General features: G+C 64.4%; 24 protein-coding genes. 14 read left to right on the plus strand and 10 right to left on the minus strand.

The features are described 5' to 3' along the window. Positions 1-84: 84 nt before the first annotated feature. The 5 genes from DAT37_RS25750 (at position 85) to DAT37_RS25770 (ending at position 5,416) form a co-directional block, all read left to right on the plus strand. Positions 85-1,029, plus strand: a complete 945-nt coding sequence (locus DAT37_RS25750; RefSeq protein ID WP_332873355.1) for an acyl-CoA dehydrogenase family protein — start codon at positions 85-87, stop codon at positions 1,027-1,029. A 44-nt stretch (positions 1,030-1,073) separates the two neighbouring features. Further along, the gene (locus DAT37_RS25755) at positions 1,074-2,309 is read left to right on the plus strand and encodes an acyl-CoA dehydrogenase family protein (protein WP_109527459.1); all 1,236 of its coding nucleotides are present in this window, start codon (positions 1,074-1,076) and stop codon (positions 2,307-2,309) included. Next, positions 2,306-3,034 (plus strand): SDR family NAD(P)-dependent oxidoreductase, encoded by a 729-nt coding sequence (locus tag DAT37_RS25760; protein ID WP_232839992.1) that lies wholly within the window; start codon positions 2,306-2,308, stop codon positions 3,032-3,034. The genes DAT37_RS25755 and DAT37_RS25760 overlap by 4 nt, the downstream gene beginning before the upstream one ends. A 172-nt stretch (positions 3,035-3,206) precedes the next feature. Continuing rightward, entirely contained in the window at positions 3,207-4,355 is a 1,149-nt protein-coding gene (locus DAT37_RS25765; protein WP_109527460.1) for an amidohydrolase family protein, read from the plus strand. Positions 4,356-4,513: 158 nt separating this feature from the next. After that, on the plus strand, positions 4,514-5,416 hold the full coding sequence (locus DAT37_RS25770; RefSeq protein ID WP_109527461.1) for a dioxygenase family protein: 903 nt from the start codon (positions 4,514-4,516) through the stop codon (positions 5,414-5,416). 93 nt (positions 5,417-5,509) lie between these two features. On the opposite strand, the gene DAT37_RS25775 is transcribed toward DAT37_RS25770, so the two are convergent. The 7 genes from DAT37_RS25775 to DAT37_RS25805 all read right to left on the minus strand — a co-directional run bounded on the left by DAT37_RS25775 (position 5,510) and on the right by DAT37_RS25805 (position 12,762). Beyond that, the gene (locus DAT37_RS25775; RefSeq protein ID WP_109527462.1) at positions 5,510-7,084 is read right to left on the minus strand and encodes a class I adenylate-forming enzyme family protein; all 1,575 of its coding nucleotides are present in this window, start codon (positions 7,082-7,084) and stop codon (positions 5,510-5,512) included. A gap of 6 nt (positions 7,085-7,090) precedes the next feature. Beyond that, positions 7,091-7,672 (minus strand): carboxymuconolactone decarboxylase family protein, encoded by a 582-nt coding sequence (locus DAT37_RS25780; protein ID WP_109527463.1) that lies wholly within the window; start codon positions 7,670-7,672, stop codon positions 7,091-7,093. 3 nt (positions 7,673-7,675) lie between these two features. Then, complete coding sequence (locus tag DAT37_RS25785; protein ID WP_109527464.1) at positions 7,676-8,875, minus strand: acetyl-CoA acetyltransferase; 1,200 nt, start codon at positions 8,873-8,875, stop codon at positions 7,676-7,678. 4 nt (positions 8,876-8,879) lie between these two features. Next, on the minus strand, positions 8,880-10,307 hold the full coding sequence (locus DAT37_RS25790; RefSeq protein ID WP_109527465.1) for an OB-fold domain-containing protein: 1,428 nt from the start codon (positions 10,305-10,307) through the stop codon (positions 8,880-8,882). Between the two features lie 17 nt (positions 10,308-10,324). Next, the gene (locus tag DAT37_RS25795; RefSeq protein WP_109527466.1) at positions 10,325-11,440 is read right to left on the minus strand and encodes an acyl-CoA dehydrogenase family protein; all 1,116 of its coding nucleotides are present in this window, start codon (positions 11,438-11,440) and stop codon (positions 10,325-10,327) included. A gap of 101 nt (positions 11,441-11,541) precedes the next feature. Further along, entirely contained in the window at positions 11,542-11,733 is a 192-nt protein-coding gene (locus DAT37_RS25800) for a ferredoxin (RefSeq protein ID WP_109527506.1), read from the minus strand. A gap of 177 nt (positions 11,734-11,910) precedes the next feature. Continuing rightward, a complete protein-coding gene (locus DAT37_RS25805; RefSeq protein ID WP_109527467.1) occupies positions 11,911-12,762 on the minus strand; it encodes an alpha/beta fold hydrolase in 852 nt (283 codons plus the stop codon). 264 nt (positions 12,763-13,026) lie between these two features. On the opposite strand from DAT37_RS25805, the gene DAT37_RS25810 reads away from it, so the two are divergent. Beyond that, positions 13,027-13,962, plus strand: coding sequence for an LLM class flavin-dependent oxidoreductase (locus DAT37_RS25810; protein ID WP_157978697.1), 936 nt, complete (start codon positions 13,027-13,029; stop codon positions 13,960-13,962). Between the two features lie 66 nt (positions 13,963-14,028). On the opposite strand, the gene DAT37_RS25815 is transcribed toward DAT37_RS25810, so the two are convergent. Next, positions 14,029-14,208, minus strand: a complete 180-nt coding sequence (locus DAT37_RS25815) for a hypothetical protein (protein WP_109527469.1) — start codon at positions 14,206-14,208, stop codon at positions 14,029-14,031. A 673-nt stretch (positions 14,209-14,881) separates the two neighbouring features. On the opposite strand from DAT37_RS25815, the gene DAT37_RS25820 reads away from it, so the two are divergent. The 4 genes from DAT37_RS25820 (at position 14,882) to DAT37_RS25835 (ending at position 17,865) form a co-directional block, all read left to right on the plus strand. Further along, complete coding sequence (locus DAT37_RS25820) at positions 14,882-15,394, plus strand: FAS1-like dehydratase domain-containing protein (protein ID WP_232839993.1); 513 nt, start codon at positions 14,882-14,884, stop codon at positions 15,392-15,394. Positions 15,395-15,408: 14 nt separating this feature from the next. After that, positions 15,409-15,828 carry a hotdog family protein gene (locus tag DAT37_RS25825; protein WP_232839994.1) on the plus strand — a complete coding sequence of 140 codons (420 nt, stop codon included), beginning with the start codon at positions 15,409-15,411 and terminating at the stop codon, positions 15,826-15,828. A gap of 1 nt (position 15,829) precedes the next feature. Next, entirely contained in the window at positions 15,830-16,741 is a 912-nt protein-coding gene (locus tag DAT37_RS25830; protein WP_109527471.1) for an LLM class F420-dependent oxidoreductase, read from the plus strand. A 101-nt stretch (positions 16,742-16,842) separates the two neighbouring features. Further along, positions 16,843-17,865, plus strand: coding sequence for an LLM class F420-dependent oxidoreductase (locus tag DAT37_RS25835; RefSeq protein ID WP_109527472.1), 1,023 nt, complete (start codon positions 16,843-16,845; stop codon positions 17,863-17,865). A 205-nt stretch (positions 17,866-18,070) separates the two neighbouring features. Here the strand turns inward: DAT37_RS25835 and DAT37_RS25840 are convergent, their stop codons facing one another. Then, positions 18,071-19,216, minus strand: coding sequence for an acetyl-CoA acetyltransferase (locus tag DAT37_RS25840; protein ID WP_109527473.1), 1,146 nt, complete (start codon positions 19,214-19,216; stop codon positions 18,071-18,073). Between the two features lie 104 nt (positions 19,217-19,320). On the opposite strand from DAT37_RS25840, the gene DAT37_RS25845 reads away from it, so the two are divergent. Next, the gene (locus DAT37_RS25845; protein WP_109527474.1) at positions 19,321-20,259 is read left to right on the plus strand and encodes an SDR family NAD(P)-dependent oxidoreductase; all 939 of its coding nucleotides are present in this window, start codon (positions 19,321-19,323) and stop codon (positions 20,257-20,259) included. Between the two features lie 23 nt (positions 20,260-20,282). Here DAT37_RS25845 and DAT37_RS25850 read toward each other — a convergent pair whose 3' ends face one another. Beyond that, on the minus strand, positions 20,283-20,717 hold the full coding sequence (locus DAT37_RS25850; protein ID WP_109527475.1) for a Zn-ribbon domain-containing OB-fold protein: 435 nt from the start codon (positions 20,715-20,717) through the stop codon (positions 20,283-20,285). A gap of 49 nt (positions 20,718-20,766) precedes the next feature. Between DAT37_RS25850 and DAT37_RS25855 the strand changes: the two genes are divergently transcribed. From DAT37_RS25855 to DAT37_RS25865, 3 genes are read left to right on the plus strand one after another with little or no spacing between them, the layout of a single operon-like run. After that, on the plus strand, positions 20,767-21,609 hold the full coding sequence (locus DAT37_RS25855; RefSeq protein ID WP_109527476.1) for an enoyl-CoA hydratase/isomerase family protein: 843 nt from the start codon (positions 20,767-20,769) through the stop codon (positions 21,607-21,609). Positions 21,610-21,616: 7 nt separating this feature from the next. Beyond that, entirely contained in the window at positions 21,617-22,036 is a 420-nt protein-coding gene (locus tag DAT37_RS45675) for a Zn-ribbon domain-containing OB-fold protein (RefSeq protein WP_109527477.1), read from the plus strand. Beyond that, positions 22,033-23,175, plus strand: a complete 1,143-nt coding sequence (locus DAT37_RS25865) for a thiolase family protein (RefSeq protein WP_109527478.1) — start codon at positions 22,033-22,035, stop codon at positions 23,173-23,175. The genes DAT37_RS45675 and DAT37_RS25865 overlap by 4 nt, the downstream gene beginning before the upstream one ends. Positions 23,176-23,190: the final 15 nt, after the last annotated feature.

A 23,190-nucleotide genomic window follows, 5' to 3' on the forward strand; every position in this document is an offset into this window, starting at 1 on the left:
GACGCAGGCTTCGGGTGGCTCTCCGGGCCCGTCGCGTACGGTGGCGCCGGTCTGCCCGAGGAGTACGAGCGTCACTACGCGGCCGTGGAACTGGGTTACGACGTGCCGCCTGAGGATTCTTTCGCCACCGGTCTCGAAGGTCTCGGCCAGACGATCCTCCAGCATGGATCCGACCACCTTAAGGAACTGTTGCTGCGAAGGATCTTCCGCGGAGACCTGATCACCTGTCTGCTGTTCAGCGAACCGGGGGCGGGTTCGGACCTGGCTTCGGTGCGGACCAAAGCTGTCCGCGAGGGCGGCGGCGACTGGGTCGTCAACGGACAAAAGGTGTGGTCGTCACGGACTCACTACGCCGATCTCGGATTGTTGCTTGCCCGCACCGGCACCGAGGATGAGCGTGGGCGGGGGATAACCGCCTTCCTCGTCGATATCGACAGCCCGGGGCTGCAGGTGCGGCCGTTGGTGGAGATGACCGGTGACGCGGGCTTCAACGAAATCTTTCTCGATGGCGTTCGAATCCCTGATGACCGGCGCCTCGGTGATCTCGGCGGCGGTTGGGCCATATACCTGGCGATCATGGCCGCCAGTCGTGACGCACTGGCACGCAGCCGTCGACGCGGTGGACGCGGCGGGTTGGCAGCGGTCGCCTCGGCAGAGCGTGTCGCGGGGGTGTTGCAGCGGCTCGGCAAGCAGGATGTGCCGACGCTGCGGCAGGACTGGGCACGGCTGTACATCCATTACAAGGTGAATCAGCTGACCAGCGAGAGGCTCGCCGCCGAATGGTCGGAGCCCAACGCGGCAGCGGCGGCTCGCGCGATGGGAAAACTCGCGCTGTCGGACGCCATGTCAGCGGCCGCGCAGCTTGTCGCGCAGGCGCTCGGTCCGCGCATTCTGGCCGACACCGGCGAGATCGACTCATTCGATTGGCAGCCGTTCCTCCTGCAGACACCGGCGTTTCATATCGGTGGTGGAACCGACCAGATCATGCGCAACCTCATCGCAGAGCGGGGCCTGGGGCTTCCGCGGTAGCCGCCGGCCGCACTCCGCTCAGCACCAACGAAAGGATATTCGGAATGACGGCAACACTGGATTCCGCTGATACCGACTACACCGACCTCATCGAGGGAATCGCGGCATTCGTCAAACGCAAAGTCGTCCCACTCGAGGAGGCCAACCGCGAACTGTTGGAGAACCCGAGACTCACCTTCGACGAGAAGGGGGGCTACAGCGCCCCGGTACTCGACCTCATGCGGCAGGTGCGCGAGGCTTCGGCCGCCGCGGGCTACTACGCGATGTTCGCCCCCGAGGAACTCGGTGGTGAAGGTCTCGGTGCTCTGGCGCTTTTCTGCGTATGGGAGGGATTGAGTCACCTGGTCGGGCCCGGTCGACTGCTGCCCGACCAGGTGATCGGGCACTGGACCAGCGGCCCGAGCTTTCTGCTGGGAGAAGTCCATCCGAGTCTGCGGGACGGAGTCGTCCAAGAGGTGATGAGCGGTGCGGCGACGGTGTGCTTCGGGATGTCGGAGCCGGACGCGGGATCGGATGCTTGGGCGATGTCGACCCGTGCGGTCCGCGACGGTGACAGCTGGGTACTCAACGGCACCAAGCAATGGACATCCAATTCCGCTCACGGGAAGTACGCCTTCGTTTGGGCAGTCACCGATGATCAAAAACGACGCGATCGCACCGGCGGTATCACCCTGTTCCTCGTGCCGACGGATACGCCCGGATTCGCTGTCGACAGTGTTCTGCGACTGTTCGAGCATGTCGGAGGCAACGAGACGATCTTGTCGCTCAGCGATGTACGCGTACCCGATACGCACGTCGTGGGCGCCGTCGACCAGGGTTTCGCGTTGGCCTTGCAGGGTGTCTCGAACGGACGCATGTACAACGCGGGCCACTGTGTGGGAATGGCCAAATGGGCGCTGGAGGAAGCGAACCGATACACCACTGTGCGGACAGCGTTCGGTAATCCGATCGCCGACTACCAGGGCGTGTCGTTCCAGTTGGCCGATTGCGCGATAGAGATCTACGCGTCCAAAACGATGTCGGTGGACTGCGCGCGGCGCCTCGATCGCGGAGAAAAGGCGCGCAAGGAGCTGAACATCGTCAAGGCTTACACCACCGAGGCATGTTTCCGGATATTCGACCGCTGTATGCAGGTCTGCGGGGGCATGGGCTTGACCAACGAGATGCGGTTCGTCAGCGGTTGGCATTTCGCTCGAATGGTTCGGATTGCGGACGGCACCGGAGAGGTCATGCGGCGCAATATCGCGAACAGTTTGCGAAAGGGAGACCTCGGATTTTGATCGCGAGAACAACAGCGTCGGCCGCGAAGACCATTCTGGTGGTGGGGGCCGGGCCCGGACTCGGGTACTCGGTCGCCGAACGTTTCGGCAGGGAGGGCTTCAAGGTCGCGCTGGTCAGTCGTAACGAGGCCAACCTCGACGATTTGGTCATCCGACTGGGTCGGCGTGGCATCGAAGCCGCAGGGTTCACCGCTGACGTTGTGGACCAGGAGTCGCTGACCGATGCCATCGCTGCCGCCGAGGCGAGGTTCGGCGCTGTTGACGTTCTCGAATACAGTCCGGCACCGGAGATCCACAGCGTCGTGGATGCTCTGGCTGTCACACCGACCAACGCGCAGCTGCACATCGCGCGTGCGTTGGTCGGTGCGATCACCGCTGTCCGCGCTGTCCTACCCGGGATGATCGAGCGTGCCGACGGTACTTTGTTCTTCACTATCGGAGCGTCGGCGATTCTCCCATTACCGGCGCACGCGAGCGTCGGGCTCGGTATGAGCGCACTGCGCAATTACGCCCATGTTCTGCATGCTGCTTTACGGGGTACAGGTGTGTATGCCGGTTCACTGATGGTTGCTACGCGAATTGCGAAGGATACTCCGGGAGACCCTGATCTGCTCGCTGCGGAGTTCTGGACCATGTACCGCGCGCGTGACAGGTTCGAAATGGTCGTGGGCGACCTTCGGTCGCTCGCGGTGGCGGTGCAAGAGCGCAACGTCGATCGGCATTGAGTTGTGTTGTCGATGTTGTGCGCATCCGTGTCTGCCGAATTCGAAGCGGCACCCTGGGGTGCGGCGACGAGGGCGGGACGTTCTCTAGACGCTTGACACGTTGTCAGGCCGAGGACATAATTAACTAACCATTTAATAACTAACTTTCTCAACGAGTCCCGGAAGGTCCGATATGCTTCCCGACAAGGCCAAGCTGATCTCTGTCGATGACCACGTCATAGAACATCCCAATGTGTGGCAAGATCGCCTGCCCGAGCGGTTCAAGGAGGCGGGCCCGCGTGTCATCGAGCAGACCGAGGGTCCGCAAGCGGGTAACGAGGTGTGGCTCTACGAAGGCCAGTCATTCATCACGAATGGAGTGTCGGCGACCGCGGGCAGGGAAGATCTGCATCTGAACCTGGACCCCGTCCGCTTCGAGAACATGAATCCGGGTTGCTACGATCCCGCGGCCCGGATCAAGGACATGGATGCCGACGGCGTTCACGCTCAGGTGTGCTTTTCCACCTTCTCGCGATACGCGGGCACTCGGTTCTTGTTCGGCCAGGACAAGGAATTGTCGCTGCTGTGCATCAAGGCCTACAACGACTTCATCCTCGACGAGTGGTGTGCCTTCGCGCCCGGTCGGCTCGTGCCGCTGATCGTCCTGCCGCTCTGGGATGTCGACCTGTCCGTCGCCGAGATCGCCAGGACCGCCGCGAAAGGCGCCAAGGGCATCGGTTTCCCCGAGAATCCGTCGTCGCCGGCCCTGAACCTCCCGTCGTGGCACAGCCGATACTGGGATCCGGTGCTCTCGGCCGCCCAGGAGGCTCGAATGCCACTGTGCGCGCACGTCGGCACGTCGGGTGCGACACCTGTGACCGGGCCCGATATGCCTCCCGCTGTCACCATGGCTATGGTCGCCTCCAACTCGATGGGTTGCATGCTGGACCTGATGTACTCCGGAACCTTCGTGCGTTTCCCGGATCTCAAGGTCGTGCTGTCCGAAGGTGGAGTCGGTTGGATGCCGTACACGATGGAGCGCGCTGACCGTATGTGGGAGCGGCACAAGGGATACCAGCCGGAGATCGATTTCGGCATGCGTCCCTCGGAAATGGTCGCCGGGCATATCTACGGCTGCTTCATCGATGACTACGTCGGTGTCGAGCTGCGCGATCGGGTCGGTGTTTCACAGATCATGTGGGAGTCCGATTACCCGCACTCCGACACTAGTTGGCCCGACAGCCGCAAAGAATTGGCCGCGATGCTCGTCGACGTCCCCGATGAGGATGCGCTGCGGATGGCCGAGCTCAACGCACGCGAGGTATTCCGCCTCGACGACTAGTTACGGCCGACCAGGATTCGACAGTCCCGTTCCTTCTGCCAATGGTGCGGGACTGCCGTGTCGTGGAAGCGGTAGCGATCACAGCCCATCTCTATCGTGTCGATGAACAAAAATACTGAATTGATTCGGTATTTGATTATGTGAAAGGGAGGCGCCGAATGTCTACAACCGAGCCGGCGTTCAAGTTTCGTCCAGATGATCCAGACGCACCGTTCGTTCCAGATCCCGCATTGCTCAGTCCGCGGCTGATCGAAGTAAAGAACGCGCTGGTCGACGCAGTCTCGGGAGTCTTCCGCGACAAGAAGATCACCTACGATGAGTACGAGAAATTCCGGCAGGTCATGATGCTGCTCCAGGAATTCAAGGGCGTCCACGGGTGGTTCGACATCTGGTTGGCGAAGATGGTCGATGCGTCGTACGAGGACGAATGGCCGGGTACGACTTCTCAGCCGGAAGGTCCGTTGTACGTCCCGGGTGCGCCGGTATTGACACCCGAGGCCGACGGATCCTACGTGCTGCCTCAGCGGGACGACGAGCAGGGAACTCCGCTGATCATCAGCGGTCAGGTGCGCTCGATGCGTGACGGGACACCGCTGGCGTGCGCCGAATTCGATATCTGGCAGTGCGCGGACACGGGCATCTACTCGAATTTCGGCATGGACGATTCACCGGCCTGGAACCTGCGCGGTAAGTTCCGGACCGACCCCGAGGGCCGTTACGAACTCCGAACGATCAAGCCCGTTCCGTATATGACACCGGGAATACCACAGCTAATTCTGGATATCTGGAATGGCCTGGGTAAGGCCCATTTCCGACCAGCTCATGTGCATATGAAGCTCCGGCACGGCGATCTGCCCGGTGGCGAGTACATGACGCAGATGTACTTCAAGGGCGACCCCTACCTGGGGGACAACGATCCCGGAGAAAATTCCCAGAGTAGTCTCGAGGTCGGTACCACACGGCACTCGGACCCAGAGGAATTGAAGGCCCGCGGGCTGGAGAAGTACTCGTCCTTCCTGACAACGACGTTCGATATCGAGGTCGAGACGGTCACCAAATGAAATCAGCTGATCGGCTTCAGCTCAGCTGATCGGCTCCAGCTCATGAATAACACGTTGTACGCCTGCGGTATCGGCCGCAGGCGTACAACGCGTTTATTCGCCGGAAGCCATCGATTCTTCCCGAAGCAAGCGGTTGAGTGTCTTGCGGTCGATCTTGCCGTTCGGCAGGACAGGAATTCCGTCACGGCGAACGGACAGATGTCGAGGGATTTTGTACGAGGACAGGTGTTTCCGTAGTTGTCGCAGGATATCTTCCGGGTCGATATCGGTACCCGGCTTCGGCACGACGGCGGCTGCCACATCCTGGCCCCGGTCGATATGCTCTATCCCGACCACGACGGCCTGGAGAACGCCGTCACAGGATTCGATGGCGATCTCCACTTCGCGCGGAGTCACGTTCATACCGCTGGCCTTGATGGTGTCCACAATCCTGCCGGAGAAGAACAGCTCACCGTCGCGGAAGCGGCCGTAGTCGCCGGTGTGGTACCAGCCGTCGGCATCGATGACCTCGGACCGTTCCCGCTTCACCATTCCGACGAACAGATCTTCGCCCCTGACACAAATCTCACCCGGCTCGCCGTCTGGCACGGGCATGTGCCCGCCGACCTCGACGATGCGGTGCTCGATTCCGGGAAGCGGTGTTCCGAACGACCCTTGGGACCACGATCGGCCCTCGCGCAGACTGGCCGCGGAGTGGCCGCCGCAGGTTTCGGTCATGCCGAGAGATACGTCGTGGACCCAGCCACGTATGGAGGTGAGGTCGCGGTCGGCGAAGGTCGGATGGTTGCGCAATGCGGATCGGGCGTGTGCCTGTCCTCGGTACAGCGTGGCGCGCTCACGTTCCAGGAACCGCAGCGTCTCCGGTGGATCCAGCCTCGGTTCGCAGAGCACCGTGGCACCCGCGTGCATCGCCGCGAGCAGCACACTGGACAGCCCGCCGATCCAGAAGAACGGATTGGGCGTGTAGATGCGGTCACCCGGCTGGAAATCGTGCAATGCCGATCCGACCCGGCCGGAATGCCGGACCAGGGCGCCATGTGTGTGGATCACGCCTTTGGGTTGCGTGGTCGAACCCGATGTGTAAATGACGGTGGCGGGGTCTGAAGGCGTCACCTCGGACTCGATCTCCTGCAGCAGCGTGTCATCGATGCTGTCGTCGACATCGATGTCGTCCACCAGGGTGGCCCAGGACGGGCAATCGCGCTGGTAGAACCAGATCTGGCGCAGATGTGGCAAGGCCGGGAGGAACAATCTTCCGGCTGTCGAATCGGCCAGTTCCGGGGAGATGTCGGTCAGCCGGTCCGCGTAGTCGTGTTTGAGATGACGCACAGTGGTCACCAGCAGATGGATATCGGCATGCCGGAGAGTTCGGTGCAGTTCTGGAGCTTGCTGGTATGTGCTGACCGGAATCGCCAGCGCGCCTATCCGGGTCGCGGCCAACCAACTGACGATCCAGTCCGGGGTGTTGGCGAACAGAATGCCCACGCGGGTGTTCTTACCGATCGAGGCGGACAGCATCCGCCTGGCGACGTCGCGAGACCGTTGTTCGGCCTGGCGGTACGTGAGTCGTTCGGTCGGGGTGACCAATAGTTCGGTGTCCGGCAGGGCTTCGGCACGAGCGTGCAGTAACGAAGGCACAGTGGGCTCGGCGCCGTTCCAGTCGAGCATGACTAATTACCCTTCTGACGGGGATTCGGTCGGGGTGTCCACGCCGAATACGCGCATCTGCAGCGCTAGTAGCGAGTAGTAGCCGACCAGGGTGGTGAGTTCGAAGATCTTCGCGGGCCCGAGTACCGACACCAGGTCTTGGTACTCGGGCTCGGTCAGGTTGGTCGTCCGCACCAGCGTCCGGATTGCCGAGAGCACCGCGGCCTCCTCCGCGTCGGCGAGAACCAGCGGACCGTTGCTGCGCAAGGCGTCGAGTTCGGTGCGGGTGAGTCCCGCTGCGGCACCGATGAATTCGTGCGCCCGCTGTTCGAAATCGGACCGCCAGTGCGCGGCGACAGCCAGAATGGCCAGTTCCCGGCACCGTGCGCTCAGAGTGCTCCGATAGCGAATGGCACTTCCGAGTTCCTGGAGGGCGCCGCCCAGCGCGGGACTGAGCAGCATCGCGTTGAACGGGCCCTGCAGGTGGCCTTCGGTGTCGGTCAACGAGACCCCGCCCGTGCCCGCCCGAGGTCCACCGAGTATGGCTCGGTAGACCTGCTGCTGTGATTCGTCGAGCTCGTCCGGGTGGAACCGGTGGGTCCTGCTCATGGGCTAGCCGCTGAGCTCGGTGCCGACGATACCGACGAACGACACCGCCTCGCCGGGTCCGCCGCCGAGATTGTGGGTCATGGCGAGGGTCCGGCCCTGCGCCACGGTCCGGATCGTCCGGTCCGCAGGCGCGGCGCCGCGCAGTTGAAGCCAGCATTCGAACATCATGCGCAGGCCGGACGCGCCGATCGGGTGACCGAACGCCTTCAGCCCGCCGTCCGGATTGACCGGGAGATCACCGTCGAGGTCGAAGGTGCCGGCCAACACGTCTTTCCACGCCTGTCCGCGTTCGGAGAAACCGAAGTCCTCCATCAGGATCAGCTCGGTAGGGGTAAAGCAGTCGTGTACCTCGGCAAGGGCCAGCTCCGCCAAGGGATCGCTGATGCCCGCCTGTGTGTAGGCGTCTCGCGCGCTCTGGGCAGCCTCGGGAAACCAGGTGAAGTCGTAACCGCTGTCGAGATAGCCGGTCGCGGGTCCGGCGACCAAGGACAGCGCCTTCACATACAGCGGGCTGTCGGTATAGCGATGGGCGTGTTCGGCGGGAACCACGATCGCCGCGGCGGCGCCGTCGGCGACCCCCGAGCAGTCGAAGACGCCGAGGGAACCAGCGACGCGAGGGGCCGCTCGTACGGTCTCGACGCTGACCTCCTTGCGGAACTGGGCACGCGGGTTGCGGGCCCCGTTGTAGTGATTCTTGACGGCGATCCTGGCCAGCACCTCGCCCAGTTCGTCCGCGTCGATGCCGTACTTGCGGGCGTAGGCGGGTGCCAGCAGGCTGAAGTTCGCCGGTGCGGTTGTTTCCGGCAGCGTTCCATCCGAGGGTGGGGGATAGCCCACGAGTCCGGAAAAGCCGGAGTCCTTGAGCTTTTCCACGCCGATGGCCATGGCCGTGTCATAGGCCCCGCTGGCCACCGCGTAGCACGCGTTGCGCAATGCCTCCGACCCGGTGGCACACATGTTCTCCAGCCGGGTGACTGGCTTGCGGCTGCGCAGCGCACGGCTCAGCGTCAGGCCGGACGTGCCGGAACCCGCGGTGCCGAGCCAGAACGCATCGATCTCATCGATCGACAGTCGCGCCGAGGCCAGCGTCTCGGCCGTGGCGTCGACCAGCAGATCCTCCGTGGAACGGTCCCAGTGTTCGCCGAAGGGGGTGCAGCCCATTCCTACGATCGCTACCTTGTCTCGAATACCTCGGGAAGCCATGAGGTCACCTCGCGCTCTCTGTAGTGGGCACCGGCCGCGCTTTCCAGAAATAGTTGTGCACACCGTTCGCGGTGAGGATCTTGCGAAAGGTCATCTCCACCGCGTCGCCGACGGAGACCGTTTTCGGGTCGACGTCGGCGAGTTGGCAACGGAATCTGCCGCCCCCGACGAAATCGACGACGGCCAGCACTGCAGGCGGTTGCGGGGTGAAAACCAGGTGGTCCACGACGAAGGCGGTGATTCGCCCGGCTGCGTCGGCCATGGGGTGGGGTGTCATCCGGTCTAGCGTGTGGCATGTCGCGCAGACTCGACCCGGCGGCACATGGACGGTGTCGCATTCGGTGCACCGGCTGCCGACGAAGCCGAATTTGTAGTCGGCGCGTCGGTGGGATGGTGGCGCGGCAGGGCGATCGGGGTCCGGCCGACGTGGCGGTTCCTGGCGCAACATATTCCGCCAGGTCAAGAAATTGGTATAGCGCAGCGTGTCGTTTCCGGCGGCCAACTGGGCCTGTACCGGACGCGACGAGCGGTGCAGGGGAAGCGCGGCCGTTGTGCGCAGGATGAACGTTGTCGCGCCGTCGGCAAGCACGACCAGCGCGATCGTGGTGTCGGGGCCGACCTGATCGAGAACATCCGCGAGCATGATGCCGGGATGGGCGGTGCCGGTGTTTCCCACATTGCCTGCGAGGTTGTCGGCTATAGCCTCTTTGCTTACGCCGGACTCGGACCCGAAGCGCCGGGCAGCGCGAGCCGGGAGCCCGGCGATGACCAGCACATCGATATCAGCCGCAGTGATCTCGGCCCGTTTGAGCGCGTCGTCGAACGCCGCGCGAGCGAGGGGTTGGTAGGCGTGCTCACCGAAGCGTTCCTCCCACACCTGCGAGTTGGGTGCGTCCGGATCGCGCCACCGCTCGAGGAACTCGCCTGTCGCGGACCCGACCGCGAGGACGTCGGCTATCGCGGCACCGTCGTGTGAATCGCCGAACAACAGTGCGGCGGCGCCGTCGCCGCCGTCTCGCTCGTCTGCGCTGCCCGGCAGGCCGGTGCGGACGTCGGAGGTGACGACCAGCGCCGGTTCCGGCGCTTCCATCGCGGCGATCATCGCTCCGACACCGGACCGCACCGACCCGGCCATATCCACCGCCAGCGCCGAGGTGTCCAGCCCGAGCGCGGTGTGGATGACCGTCGCGTTGGTCTTTTCCATGTAGGCCGGCGTCGCGGTGGCGAAATAGAGTCGTGCCGGGAGTGAAGATCCGGGGTTGGTTCGCAATGCGATTCGCGCGGCCTCGACACCCATCGAGGTGGTGTCCTCGTCATAGGAGGCGACTGTCCGATGTCCGCGGCCGCCACCCCCACCGAGTGCGGCACCGATGGCGTCGCGCCGCAGCCGGTTGTACGGGAGGTATGCGCCGTATCCGAGCAGCTGAGTCATGTCTCTCCGATCGCCAGTCACAGGCCGAGGCGCTGGACGAGAAGTTCTCGGTGGTAGGCGGGGTCGCCGAGCATCAGCTCCGTCGACTTGGCGCGACGGAAGTACAGGTGGGCGGGGTGTTCCCAGGTGAAGCCGATGCCACCGTGGATCTGGATGTTCTCGGTGGCCGCGTGGGTGAAGGCCTCGGCGCAGTAGGATTTGGCCATGGCCGCGGCGACCGGGAGTTGTGTGCTGTCCTCGGCAGCCGCCCAGAGCGCGTGGTACGCGGCCGAGCGTGCCGACTCGACTTCGATCAGCAGGTCGGCGCATTTGTGCTTGATCGCCTGGAAGGAGCCGATGGGCCGCCCGAACTGCACTCGGGTTTTGGCGTATTCGACCGCCATGTCCAGGCAGCGCTGGGCACCGCCGACAGCCTCGGCGGCCAAGGCGACCGCTGCGAGGTCGAGTACCTGGGCCAGCACGGTGCCGCCGCTGCCTTCGGAGCCGATGAGCCGGGCGGGAACCTCGGCGAAGTCCAGGTGCGCTTGCTTGCGGGTCAGGTCGAGAGTTGACATCGGGGAGCGGGTCAGGCCCGATGTGTCCCCGTCCACCACGAACAGCGAAACGCCCACGTCGGTTCGGGCGGCTACGAACACCAGGTCGGCGGTATGCCCGTCGAGCACGAACGTCTTCTCGCCGGTCAGTGTCCAGCCGGACCCGGTGTCGGTTGCGCGCATGGTGATGCCTGCTTCGTCCCACCGGCCCGATTCCTCGGTGAATGCCAGAGTGGCGGTTTTCTCGCCTGCGGCCAGGCCGGGAAGGATTTCCTTCTTCGCCTGTTCGTCGGCCGAGAACAGCACCACGTTCGTGGCGAGCACGACGGTCGAGAAGAACGGCGTGCACACCAGCGCCCGTCCGGCCTCCTCCAAGACGAGGCCGAGTTCGACGAACGTGTAACCGGCGCCGCCGAATTCCTCGGGTACCGCCAGTTGATGCAACCCCAACTGGTCGGCCATCTGCTTCCAAACACCCACGTCGAAGCCGTTCTCGGTCTCCATCAGCTGACGGACCGTGGCCTCGGGTGACACCTTCTCGAAGAAGCCACGCACCGTCCGGCGCAGCTCCACGAGCTCCTCGGTCAGAGTGAAACTCATGTACGACTACCTTCCTGTGGCAAAAGCTAAAATATAACGTTCCATTAATAAATATTCTCCGGTAGCGGCGCACCGCCGAGCGGAAACCGATGGCCCGCGACTCAGTCGGAGATGCTCAATGCCTGCCTGGGGCAGTTCGCTACGGCCTGTTCGAGGAGTGGACGCTCCGCCGGGTCGGGAGCGTCGGCGAGCACTTGGAGCATGTCCTCGTCGTCGAGCTCGAAGATGTGCGGCGCGATTCCCGTGCATATGCCGTTGCTCTCACACCTGCCCCAATCGACCACGATGCGCATCAGTTGCACCTTTCATCTGCTCGAACAATTCTATATTGAATGGCTGATTAATTATAGCGCTCGGGCGCCGATTGCCGCACTCCAACCCGGGTGTCGTCGTTGACTCGAACCGAGACGAGGCGACGGTCGCCGTTCGCGCGATGCGGAATCGATGACGCGAGAGAAGTGGTGAGGGTTTCAGGCCCGTCGTTCCTCGACATAGATGTCGAGGAACCGGCGGAGCATCGGGTTCACTTGCTCCGGCACTGTCAGGTGGTCGAAGTGACCCGCGCCGACCGTATGGCCGATCACCACATGGGGCGACAACTCGACGAGTCGATCCAATTCGGCGTAGTTCCCCGTCATGTGCGAGAACGTGAACAACGTCGGGACGGTGACGCGTCGCAACGCGGCCTCGCCGTCCCAGTCGACGAAACCTTCCATCGTCGCCGCAAGCACCCATGGTGGGACGCTCTTGGCCATCCGCGTGTACTCGGCATGCAACTCCGGTGCGTCCATTTCCCCGATCTGCGCGCCGACCAGCGCTTGAAGTGCCGCCTCGCCCTGGTCTCCGCGCAATCGGGCCGCGAGCGCGGCGATCGTGGAACCCATCGCGGGGTTGTTCACGATCGACCGATTGAGCACCACCAGCCCGCGGACAGCGTGCGGGTGGCGGGCGGCCAATTCGAGAGCGACCGCACCGCCCATGCTGCAGCCGAGGACCACCGGCCGGTCCAAGCCGAGTTCATCGATGACGAAGGCGACATCCTCCGCGAACGCGGCAGGCGTGTACGGACCTTCGGGCTTACCGCTCTCGCCGTAGCCGCGTTGGTCGATCGCCACCACCCGGTGGCGATCGCTGAACTCCTCTACTTGTGGACGAAAAAATGTGTGGTCCGCCGCGTTCGGGTGCAGGAACAGCAAGGCAGGGCCCCCCTCGCCGACTTCGGCGACCACGAGTTCGACTCCGGCGTGATCCACCCGACGGACCCGCATCTCCGTGGTCCGGCCCCTGGTCGATGCGTCGTTGTCCGACGAATCGGCTGTCATGATCGGCTCACCTCATATCTGAGAAATAAACTATCTGATCAGTATGTACGATAGGGCCATCGTAGACTTGGCGGCAACCACTCGCGGCCACGTTGTTCGCTGTGTGGTCGCACCGCTCGCGGTGCGACCATCGGCCGTGGTACCGCGGGTTGCCCCATCCCCGCTTCGATGCGTGCGGGAGATTCCGTGCCGGATCCGGTGTCTTCCGCATCGTTCGTCCAATGACCTAATGTGACAGTCATTTTATTATTGCGGAGGTACACGATGGTGATCCGGCTCGGACTGAATATCGCCGACTACCGGGGTGACGGGCCGTGGAACGCGTTCGAGCGGCTGGTTCGCCTCGTGCGCGCGGGGGAGCGGGCGGGCTTCGACTCGTTCTTCGCCGGCGACCACCTCATGTCCGACAAAGCCGCGCCCGGCGGCCACTGGCTTGAGCTGTATACAACGTTGTCGGGACTGGCCGCCCGCACGAGTGACATCAAGCTCGGCGCACTGGTCGGTGCCGTGCTGCTGCGCAACCCCGCGCTTCTCGCGAAGACGGTGACCAGTCTCGACGTGATCTCCAGCGGTCGCGCCATCTTCGGCATCGGCTCCGGCAGTCACGAGGGCGAGCACCGTGCCTACGGCTACGACTTCCCGCCACCCGCCGATAGGCTCGAAATTCTCGAGGAAACCGTCCAGCTCGCCATCGCGATGTTCGATGGTGGTCCGACCACCTTCGCGGGCAGGTGGGTGCGCACCGCCGCAGCCGTCAACCTGCCCGCGCCGATCACTCGCGGCGGCCCGCCGGTGCTGATCGGCGGAACGGGGCGGCGGACGCTACGCCTGGTGGCGCGCTACGCCGACGTCGCCAACTTCACCGGGAGCCGTAGGCGCGTTCCCGAACTCAACGCCGTGCTCGACGACCATTGCGCGGAGGTGGGCCGTGCCCCCTCGGCGATCACCCGAACGATGTTCACACCTGTCGTCATGGCGAAGACCAGATCGGAGGCCGAGGCGTTGATGACGCTCTGGCAGCGTGAGCACTGCGACCAGATCGGGTTCGTCATCGGGTCGGCCGACGATGTCGCCGGGCACATACGAGATCTGCTCGATGAGGGGATCGACGGGGTGATCGTCCAGCTTCCGGCCGCGCACAACACTCCCGAGCGCATCAGCGAACTCGGGTGCCTGCTCGCCCCGGTAGTGGCCATTTGAATCCGCTCGGATCGTCGGCCCAGGGGGTGGCTCGGCGGCGAGGAAACCATCCACGCCACTCACGGACTACGGTCTCCCGTCGGCGATCGCGCCCCGGACAGTGTCTGCCGGCTCCGGACGCTCCGCCGCCATCGTCATGTTCTGGGTGCCGCCTTCACGATTGGCGAAGCCGTAGTGCGTGTCGGCGTACTGGATCACCCGAATGATCTCGGCGTCCCGGATGGTGAAGATGAAGCAGTAGTCCATCTCGTATGGGCTGCGTCGGGGTATCGGCCCTGGCTGTGGACTGTCAGCACCACCTCGGTCGCTAGCGGCGATCACCTCGTCGACGACGCGGAGGGGTCTCGCAGTCATAAGCCTCACCGAGGGCCCGGAGTTCAGCCCGGAAGGCTTCCATTGGCATGACGGGGTAGGGATCCGAGTCCGGGGGTATCGGCCAGCCGATGGTCGGCCAGAATTTGCGGTGCAACATCCGCTGGATCGTTCCCCGGGATAGCGCAGTGCGAACGCTCCCTCGACATCTCCGTCGTGCAGGAGCACGAAAGAACGACATGACAAGTCGCATGTTCCTTCCGTCGCTATCCGCAGCGGCTCGTGCACGGCTTCTCCCGTCTCGTCGCAATCACCCTCGCCGCGTAATAGATTAATAATTGTATTTAAGGAGTCATGTCGGAGCGAGGTTCGGCAGAGCCGACCGGGCGCGAACGCGCGGGTTCTGAGCCTGTGACCCGCGATTGGTGAGCGGAGTGCTCGGTCGGCCGAACTGGGTGACTGTATTTAATTATTTGGTCCGATAATTTGCTAGAGTCCTGATATCGAAACAGAAGCGCTGGTCACAGCGGAAGGCCGACTCGGCGAGGAGACATCCCGTGGAACTACAGGTGGAGCAGGGGCGAGGGTCGGTCGCGGGGCTGGGTCGATGACCGACACCACATCGCGGCAATCGGCCCCGACCGGTTTCGTGACGGAGCGGATGCGGGAGGTTGTCGGACGCGAACTCGACCGGCGGGTCTCCTACCCGGTCGCGGCCTCGGACATCCGCAAATGGGCCGTGGCTGCCTACTATCCCGAAATGCCGCCCCGACGGTTCTGGGATGCGCCGGACGCCGACCTCGTAGCGCCCGAGGATTTCAACCCGTTCGCGTGGTTGGTTGCCCAGCCGCCGGGCCGCCCCCTTGTCCTGCGTGATCCGGAGGAACTGCTCGGTATCCCCGGACCGCAGGTTGACACGCGGCTGCGGGGCGGGATGGCGGTGGAGTACGGGGTGCCGATCCGCTCGGGAGAGGCTATCACCTCGGTGCGTTCACTGGAAGGCTACGACGAACGCGACGGGCGGCGCGGTCCGATGCTGTTCACCACGATCGCCGACGTCTGGACCAACCAGCGGGGGGAGTTCGTCAAGAACTTCCAGTTCACCTTCATCCGATACTGACCGGAGGATTCGACATGGCAGATCTGCACGTCGGCGCGGAGATCCCGCTTTTCGTCCGTACCACCGACGCGGCCAATTGGAACCGGTACGCGGCCGTCAACGACGAGTTCGTCGGCATCCACATGGATGACGAGGCGGGGCGGGCGGCAGGCGGAACCGGTGCGTTCGGAATGGGCAATATGCAATGGGCCTATCTACACAACATGATGCGAGACTGGCTGGACGGACGGGGACGGATCATGTCGGTCTCCTGTCAGCTGCGGTCGATGAACACCAAGGGACAGACCGTCGCGGCGGGTGGGCGAATTACGGATGTACGGACCGTGGGCGAACAAGTCTTGGTCGATCTCGATATCTGGACACAGGATTCGGCTGCCGGTCGAATGCTGGCAACCGGGAACGCGACGGTCGCCTTCGACAGGACGCACGACTGAGATGCGGTACTCCATAGCGCTACCGAACGACCGGGTCGATCGGGCAGACGATTTTCTGACCGCCGCAGCGGTCGCCGACATCGCGAAATCCGTCGAATCGGCGGGCTTCGACGCTTGTTTCGTCACGGACCATCCGTTCGCCGACGACCGGTGGCTACAGGCAGGCGGTCATCACGCGCTCGAGCCACTGGTCCAGCTGTCCTTCGCGGCCGCCGCCACCACCGAACTCCTGCTGCACACCAACATCTACGTGCTGCCCTACCGCAATCCTTTCCTGGCCGCGAAATCGGTGCTGAGTCTGGACGTGCTCGCCGGTGGACGGGTCATCCTCGGTGTCGGAGCCGGATACCTCAAGTCGGAGTTCGCCGCACTCGGCGTGGATTTCGATGAACGCAACGAGTTGCTCGACGAGAGTATCGAGGCGATGAAACTGGCGTGGACACGTGAGGGGGTCGCGTTCGAAGGCCGACATTTCCGTGCCAGGGGCAACACCATGCTTCCGCATCCCGCCACTCGGCCCCACCCTCCGATCTGGGTGGGCGGCAACAGTCGGGCCGCCATCCGGCGCGCGGTGCGGTCTGCCCAGGGCTGGTCGCCGTTCCCGACGCGGCCCGGGCGTGCCCCGCGGACCGCTGTCGTGTCGACACTGGACGACCTCTCCGAACGGATCGCTCTGGCGCACAAAGAAATCGATGCGATCGGGCGGCGAGAGCCATTGGACATCTGCCTGGGCCTTCTCACTCCGGCGCCGGGCGGTCCGGACTACGACCCAGGACGGTGCCGGTCCTATCTTCGAGCACTGGCCGACTTGGGCGTCACCTGGATCGGAGTGCGCCCAGAGGGCGCGGACCGCGACTCGTATCTGGCGAATGCGTGCCGTTTCGCCGACGACGTCATTTCGGCGCTGCGCTGACAAGCGATCGGAGATGACCACAGCGGACCACACCCGCTGCGCGTCTTCTGTCGGTATCGGCGACGCACCCACCCAACCTCAGTTTTCAGAAAGGCATTGTGATGAAGTACGGAGTCCAGATCTCCAGGTGGCGCACCGGCGTCGCCGATATCATGCACTGGGTAGCCGACGAGGGCGAAGAGTTGGGCATCGACTCGGCCTGGACCTCGGAATCCTATGGTGGCGAGGCATTCACGCCGCTGGCCTGGATGGCGGCGAAGACCAGCCGGATCAGGCTGGGCACGGGAATCACCGCGATGCCCGCCCGTACTCCCACCGCCACCGCGATGACCGTGATGACACTGGACCACCTGTCGGCCGGTCGCGCCGTGCTGGGCCTGGGCGTCTCCGGGCCGAAGGTCGCGGAAGGCTGGTACGGGCAGTCGTTCGGCAAGCCACTGGGGCGCACCCGCGAGTACGTCGATGTCGTGCGTCAAGTCCTCGACAGGACCGAACCGTTGAACTACGACGGAGAGTACTACCAGGTGCCCGCGCGCGACTCGACCGCCCGAGGCCTGCTGTCCTATCTGCATCCGCTGCGCCGGGAAGTACCCATCTGGATCGGCGCTCAGGGGCCCAAGAATATCTCGTTGAGTGCGGAGATCGGCGACGGCATGGTCACCGGGCTCTTCGCGCCCAAAGCCTCGGACTGGTACGCCGAACAATTGGAGATCGGTTTCCAGCGTGCGGGCCACCCGGGGGGCAAACCGGGATTCGAGGTCGCGGCGATCATCGACGTCCGCGGCGGGCGCACGGTCACCGCGGCGGCCGATCCGTTGCGCCCCACAATGGCCTTCTACATAGCCAAAATGGGCCTGCCGGGCCGAAATTTCTACTACGACACCTTCGTTCGCCTCGGCTACGCCGAACTGTGCGAGCAGGTCAGCAAGACCTATGCGCAAGACGGTGCGGACGCCGCGGCCGCGCTCATCCCGGACGAGATGGTCGAAGCCATCGCGCTGGTCGGTCCTACGGAGAAGATCATCGAGGATCTGAAGGAGTGGGAATCGTCCATCGTCGATCTCATGGTGCTGCGCGGACCGGACGAGGACGTGAAGTCGGTGTTGTACAGCGCGCTGGGATGAGTCGTCGCGTCCGCGGTCGTGGTGGTTCCCGACCGCGGACACATGCTTCCGGCATCAGCGTTTCGATCCATGAAGCGAAACCTGTCTATCGTTGATCAACCCCAAAACCTCCGATTCGATGAATGCGTGGCTGGACAGCTCACATCTCATTCGGAGGTTTTCGTCATGTCGGCTCGCCACACCGCCATGTCCATGGTCGGAACAGCTAGTCTGTGCCAAGGATCATCGTCGCCGCGGAACTGAACCAGCCACCCGTCGCGTTCACGCAGCACAGCCGGGCGTCGGGTACCTGCCGCTCGTCGCATTCGCCACGCAATTGGCGGACGGCCTCGACCATCAGGAACATCCCGCGCATCCCCGGATGGCATGCGGACAGCCCGCCGCCGTCGGTGTTGATCGGGAACGATCCCCCCGGACGCAGCCGCCCGTCGGCGACGAACTGACCGCCCTCGCCCTTCTTGCAGAAACCCAGACCCTCGAGCGTGACGAGCACCGTTCCGGTGAACGAGTCGTAGACCTGGCAGACATCGATGTCCTCGGGCGTGACCCCGGCCTGGGCGAAGGCCGCAGGCCCGGAGACCGCACACGGGGACTCGGTGAAATCCTCCCACTCGCTCATGGTGGTATGCGACAGAGCATGTGATGCGCCGAGGATCCAGACCGGCTTCTTGCGGCTGTCACGAGCGAGTTCCTCGGCGACCAACACGACCGCTCCGCCGCCGTCGGTTCGCAGGCAACAGTGCAATTGGGTATAGGGATCGGCCATCATCCGAGCCGATTGCACCTCGTCGACAGTCAACGGATCGCGGGTGAAGGCCAGCGGATTCATCGTGGCCCACTGCCGCGCGGCCACGGCGACCTCGGCCAACTGTTCCACGGTCGTCCCGAACTCGTGCATGTGCCGCCGCGCCGCCATCGCGTACTTGGAGATGAGGGTGTGCCCGTAGGGAGCGTCGAACTGTAGCGGGCCCGCGCTACCGATGGCCATGTTGCCGGTGCGCCGCTTTCGCCGGACATCCGAGCGCGCGGTGCTGCCGTAGGCCAGCAACGCGACGTCGATCTCGCCCCTGGCGATGGCGTCGGCGGCATGTTGGGCCATGACCTCCCACGCCGCGCCGCCGACATTGGTCGAATCGCACCAGATGGGCCGCAGTCCGAGGTATTCGGAGACCTCGATCGGCGGTAGCGTGGTGCCCACCGAGCCGAAACCCTGGACGTCGGCGGGGCCGAGACCTGCGTCGGCCAGCGCCTCCCGAGATGCTTGCTGGATCAACTGCAGCCGAGTCTTGTCCGGCACTCGCCCGCAGTCGGACAGTGCCACACCCGCGATGGCTACCCGTCGATTGGTCATCTCTTACCTCTGTCTCTCTAGTGTTTCGTACCCGCCTAGAAACAAATTAGCTGATTGGTTAAAATACTGTCCACACACGATTGGTTCGATGAGAGGTAGACGACGTGGTGGATCTCGATGGCAGGGTCGCGATTGTGACCGGCGCGGGCCGTGGAATCGGTGCCGCAGTGGCGAAGGTGTTGGCGGCCGAGGGGGTCAGCGTCGTAGTCAACGATCTGGGGGTGGCAGTCGACGGATCCGGTACCGATTCCAGCCCGGCGGGGGAGACGGTGCGCGAGATCGTCGAGAAGGGCGGCACCGCGATCGCCGACGGCAGTGACATCGCGGATTTCGCGCAGGCAGCCGGGCTCATCGGCTCGACGGTCGAGAAGTTCGGCAAGCTCGACATCCTGGTCAACACGGCGGGCATCATCCGGGACCGGATGCTGTTCAACATGGCCGAGGACGAGTGGGATGCGGTGATCCGGGTGCATCTGAAGGGCACGTTCAACACCACCAGGCACGCTGCCGAGTTGTGGCGTGCGCAGGGCGGGGAGAACGAGCACCGCAGGATCATCAATTTCGCGTCTACCTCCGGTTTGTTCGGCATGCCCAGTCAGCCCAATTACGCTTCGGCCAAGATGGGCATCGTCGGCCTCACCTACGTCGCCGCGAACACTCTGGGCAAGTACGGCGTCACGGCCAATGCCATAGCGCCGTCCGCTGACACTCGGATGACGCCGAAGGCGGTCGTCGAGTCCCGTGCCGCCACGCCCCGCCGGGCGGAGGATGTGGCGATCGTCGTCGCCTATCTGGCCAGCAAGGAGTCGGCTTGGTGCACCGGTCGCGTCCTCGGTGTGTCCGGCAGCGAGGTCAGCCTGTACGCCGACCCGCAGATCGTGCGGCAGGTAGACCGCTTCGAGCCCTGGGATCTCGACAGCCTCGATGACTCGCTGCGGCGGAATTTCGCCCCGGTCCGACGTGCAGCCGAAGGCCGGTGGGAGAAGGTTCGCAGCGTCGTTACCGGCGGTGCCGGTAACGACGCTGCGGCGAACAAGGGCTAGGGCAACCGGTCGGGATTGGTGGGTCAGTCGTCGAGGCTCGCCGGTCCCGCGACGGGCACCGGCTGGAATACCGGTATCGCGAACTCTTCCGTGTCCCGCACGGTGACTTCCAGTGCCATACCGATATGCACGTCCTCGATCGGGCAGTGCACGACATTGGTCATCAGGCGAGGTCCTTCCGCCAGTTCGACCACGGCCGCGACGTAGGGCAGCCAGTCGCGGAACGGCGGAAGGTCGTTCTGTCGCACGATCGAGAAGGTGTAGAGGGTGGCTCGGCCGCTGGTCTGTACCCATTCGACCGCGTCGCTCCAGCAATACGGACAGAACGGTCGCGGGTAGGAGTGGTTCCGGCCGCAGTCCCGGCAGCTCTTGATGAGAAGGCGCCCTTCGCGCGTCGCGGCCCAGTATTCATCGGTCGTCTCGTCGGGAGTCGGAAGGTCATAGCGCGCAGTGGTCATGGTTAAGATATTAGCTAATTAATTTATTCGACAACAGAGAGCGGTCGTGATGACAGACGAGGACTCGGCACCGTCGGGCGGCGACGAGATCAGACACCACATGTCGGGTTCGGTCTCGTGGATCACGATCAACCGTCCCGAGGTCGGCAACGCGATCGGTCCGCGGCATCGCGCCCGTGTCATCGAGCTGCTCGGGCACGCCAATGCCTCGCCCGGGATACGCGCGGTGGTCATCACGGGTGCGGGTGACGCGTTCTGCACAGGCGCCGATCTACGTGCGCCCCTGCCGTCCCCGGTGTTGGATCCGCCGAAGGGGGCCCCGGAGCGACCCGCCGGGGCGACCATGCGCAGCTTGCGAACAGGTGCGCAGCGGATGATCGATGCTGTGCTCAACTGCGAGAAGCCGGTACTGGCCGCGGTCAACGGGACGGCAGCCGGCATCGGCGCGCATCTGGCCTTCGCCAGCGACCTGGTGATCGCGACGGAGGAGGCCCGTTTCATCGAAGTGTTCGTACGCCGCGGGATCCTGCCGGATTCGGGTGGACTGTGGTTGCTTCCCCGTCTGGTCGGTCTACAACGCGCCAAGGAGTTGGTGTTCTTCGGCGACGCCGTCTCGGCGCGCGACGCCGAGCGTTTGGGGCTGGTCAATCGCGTGGTGGCCACGGGCGAACTCGAAGGCGCCGCGCTGGCATGGGCGCAGCGGCTCGCCGAGGGCCCGACAACCGCGATCGGTCTCGCCAAGTCGTTGCTCAACCGATCGTTCGAATCTCCCTGGGAGGTGGCGCTGCGCGACGAGGCGGCCGCGGTGGAGATCAACAAGGGCACTCGGGACGCGGTCGAGGGCATCGTCAGCTTCCGCGAGCGTCGACCCGCGCACTTCACAGGATGGTGAGGCGAAAATGAGCGAGGATCGCATTGCACCGCTGGTCACCGACCTGAATCGGCATTTCTGGACGGGCGGAGCCGAGGGTCTGCTGCAGTTTCTGCGCTGCGTGAACTGCGGCCTGTACCTCCATCCGCCCCGCCCGGTCTGCCGTGCTTGTCTCTCGGAGAAGGTGGAGGTAGCGGCGGTCAGCGGCCGGGGACATGTGCTCACCTATACCGTCAACCGCCACCCGTGGCGCCCCGGCGTCGAGGTGCCCTACGTCGTCGCACTCGTCGAACTGGTCGAGCAGCAAGGACTTCGACTCACCACGAACCTGGTCGGTTGCGCACCCGAGGATATCGAGATCTCCATGCCGGTTTACGTCGACTTCGAGCGAACCGGCGAGGTCTTCGTTCCGGTGTTCCGGCCCGACGCCTCTGGAAGGTCGATATGAGCGAGAGATTCGAGCAGCGGGTCATCATCTCGGGACTGGGTATGTCCCATGTCGGTCGACGCACCGGTCAGTCGGGGCTGGAGATGACCATCGCGGCCGCGCGGGCGGCGATCGCCGACGCCGGACTCGTCCCGGCCGATATCGACGGCTTGGCCACCGTGGGAGACACGCCTCGGCCGGAGGTGCAGGACGCGCTGGGGCTCGGCCTCGGCTGGGGCGTGACCGGTAGCTCGGCCGAGGACGGCAACGCGTCGGGCGCACAGTTGGGCGCGGTGGTCAATGCCGCGATTGCGGTAGCGAGCGGGTTGGTCCGGCACGTGCTGGTCTACCGGACCGTGCTTATGAAGGGCGGTGCGGTGACGATGTCGGGAGAAGTGACCGGCATGCGCGAGTGGATGCTGCCGTTCCACGAGTATTCGGCGGTCAATATGGCGGCGATGATCGCGCGCAGGCACATGCACGAGTATGGAACGACCCGTGAGCAGTTGGGCTGGATCGCCTTGACGGCTCGGCACCACGCGTCCCTCAACGAACAAGCCGTTTATCGGGCGCCGATGTCGATGGCCGATTACCTCGACGCTCGACCCATCAGTGACCCGCTCGGCCTCTACGACTGCGACGTTCCCGTCGACGGTTCCGTGGCCGTGGTCGTCTCGGCGGCCGACTACGCGCCGGATTGCGCGGCGCCTCCGGTTCGGCTCGCGGCGGTCGGCTGCGGATTGCGCGGCCGACCGTCCTGGGATCAGGGCAAGGACTACCCGCGTGGCGCGGCGTGGGACGCCGCGGCGCAGATGTGGTCACGTACGGATCTGAAGCCGACCGACGTGGACGTCGCGGAACTCTACGACGGTTTCTCGATCCTCACCCTCGACTGGCTGGAAGCTCTCGGATTCTGCCCGGCCGGTGAGGGCGGCCCGTTCGTCGAGGGGGGAGCCGACATCCGATTGGGTGGACGCCTGCCGCTGAATACATACGGCGGGCAGCTCTCGGCTGGGCGGTTGCACGGCTATTGGCTGTTGCACGAGGCGTGCCTGCAGGTCAGGCGGCAGGCAGGCCTACGTCAAGTGCCCGATGTCGAGGTCGCGGTGGCAGCGGCGGGCGGTGGTCCGCTCGGAGGATGTCTGCTGCTGACTCGCTGACCCGGCGCCACCTTT

Origin of the sequence: Nocardia aurea (genome assembly GCF_003123685.1) — a bacterium.
In the GTDB taxonomy this organism is placed as follows: Bacteria; Actinomycetota; Actinomycetes; order Mycobacteriales; family Mycobacteriaceae; genus Nocardia; species Nocardia aurea.

Coding starts and splice junctions, on each gene's coding strand:
- DAT37_RS25805 (WP_109527467.1), bottom strand. CDS start 12,762: ATGACAGCCGATTCGTCGGACAACGACGCATCGACCAGGGGCCGGACC.
- DAT37_RS25765 (WP_109527460.1), top strand. CDS start 3,207: ATGCTTCCCGACAAGGCCAAGCTGATCTCTGTCGATGACCACGTCATA.
- DAT37_RS25810 (WP_157978697.1), top strand. CDS start 13,027: ATGGTGATCCGGCTCGGACTGAATATCGCCGACTACCGGGGTGACGGG.
- DAT37_RS25835 (WP_109527472.1), top strand. CDS start 16,843: ATGAAGTACGGAGTCCAGATCTCCAGGTGGCGCACCGGCGTCGCCGAT.
- DAT37_RS25790 (WP_109527465.1), bottom strand. CDS start 10,307: ATGACTCAGCTGCTCGGATACGGCGCATACCTCCCGTACAACCGGCTG.
- DAT37_RS25815 (WP_109527469.1), bottom strand. CDS start 14,208: ATGGACTACTGCTTCATCTTCACCATCCGGGACGCCGAGATCATTCGG.
- DAT37_RS25785 (WP_109527464.1), bottom strand. CDS start 8,875: ATGGCTTCCCGAGGTATTCGAGACAAGGTAGCGATCGTAGGAATGGGC.
- DAT37_RS25780 (WP_109527463.1), bottom strand. CDS start 7,672: ATGAGCAGGACCCACCGGTTCCACCCGGACGAGCTCGACGAATCACAG.
- DAT37_RS25830 (WP_109527471.1), top strand. CDS start 15,830: ATGCGGTACTCCATAGCGCTACCGAACGACCGGGTCGATCGGGCAGAC.
- DAT37_RS25820 (WP_232839993.1), top strand. CDS start 14,882: ATGACCGACACCACATCGCGGCAATCGGCCCCGACCGGTTTCGTGACG.
- DAT37_RS25840 (WP_109527473.1), bottom strand. CDS start 19,216: ATGACCAATCGACGGGTAGCCATCGCGGGTGTGGCACTGTCCGACTGC.
- DAT37_RS25865 (WP_109527478.1), top strand. CDS start 22,033: ATGAGCGAGAGATTCGAGCAGCGGGTCATCATCTCGGGACTGGGTATG.
- DAT37_RS25795 (WP_109527466.1), bottom strand. CDS start 11,440: ATGAGTTTCACTCTGACCGAGGAGCTCGTGGAGCTGCGCCGGACGGTG.
- DAT37_RS25855 (WP_109527476.1), top strand. CDS start 20,767: ATGACAGACGAGGACTCGGCACCGTCGGGCGGCGACGAGATCAGACAC.
- DAT37_RS25775 (WP_109527462.1), bottom strand. CDS start 7,084: ATGCTCGACTGGAACGGCGCCGAGCCCACTGTGCCTTCGTTACTGCAC.
- DAT37_RS25800 (WP_109527506.1), bottom strand. CDS start 11,733: ATGCGCATCGTGGTCGATTGGGGCAGGTGTGAGAGCAACGGCATATGC.
- DAT37_RS25850 (WP_109527475.1), bottom strand. CDS start 20,717: ATGACCACTGCGCGCTATGACCTTCCGACTCCCGACGAGACGACCGAT.
- DAT37_RS25770 (WP_109527461.1), top strand. CDS start 4,514: ATGTCTACAACCGAGCCGGCGTTCAAGTTTCGTCCAGATGATCCAGAC.
- DAT37_RS25755 (WP_109527459.1), top strand. CDS start 1,074: ATGACGGCAACACTGGATTCCGCTGATACCGACTACACCGACCTCATC.
- DAT37_RS45675 (WP_109527477.1), top strand. CDS start 21,617: ATGAGCGAGGATCGCATTGCACCGCTGGTCACCGACCTGAATCGGCAT.
- DAT37_RS25825 (WP_232839994.1), top strand. CDS start 15,409: ATGGCAGATCTGCACGTCGGCGCGGAGATCCCGCTTTTCGTCCGTACC.